Origin of the sequence: Phenylobacterium conjunctum (assembly GCF_042679085.1) — a bacterium.
GTDB lineage: Bacteria > Pseudomonadota > Alphaproteobacteria > Caulobacterales > Caulobacteraceae > Phenylobacterium > Phenylobacterium conjunctum.
Genome location: NZ_JBHTLQ010000123.1, coordinates 1 through 519, shown reverse-complemented (window position 1 = coordinate 519; position 519 = coordinate 1). Strand labels below are relative to the sequence as shown.

The window sequence follows — 519 nt, the reverse complement described above, 5'->3', positions numbered from 1 at the left end:
GCCCGCTGGACGCCGGCTGGCGGACCCGCCTGGGCGAGATCATGGCCGAGCACCTGGCCGGCGGCGGCCTGATCCTGGCCGCCGTGCACGACCCCCTGCCGGTGCCGGCCGCCGAGATGCGGATCAGCGCGGAGGTCGCGCCATGAGCGCGGCCCTGGAACTTCTGAAGCGCGAGACCCGCCTGGCCTGGGGCCGGGGCGGCGGCCCGCTGGTCTCGCTCGGCTTCTACGCCGGGGTCACCACCCTCCTGCCGCTGGCCACGGGCCCGGAGCCCGCGCGCCTGGCGGCTGTTGCGCCGGGCGTGGCCTGGATCGCCCTGGCGCTCGCCTCCCTCCTCAGCCTCGACCGGTTGTTCGAGCGGGACTTCGAGGACGGGGCGCTGGACCTGATCACCCTGTCGCCCATGCCCCTGGAGTTGACCTGCGCCATCAAGTGCCTGGGCCAGTGGCTGGCGGCGGGCGCGCCCCTGGCCTTCGCCGCCCTGGTGGCCGCCATCGCGCTCGGCGCGCCGGTGGCGCT

At 76.5% G+C, this 519-nt stretch carries 1 protein-coding gene and 1 pseudogene; both read left to right on the top strand.

Features of this window, described 5'->3' with window-relative positions:
- A pseudogene (locus ACFQ27_RS20860) lies at window positions 1-146 on the top strand (heme ABC exporter ATP-binding protein CcmA); the annotation flags it as partial.
- Window positions 143-519: heme exporter protein CcmB (locus tag ACFQ27_RS20855; RefSeq protein ID WP_377354932.1), on the top strand; the 377-nt coding region annotated here is incomplete at its 3' end. The pseudogene ACFQ27_RS20860 and the gene ACFQ27_RS20855, both read left to right, overlap by 4 nt.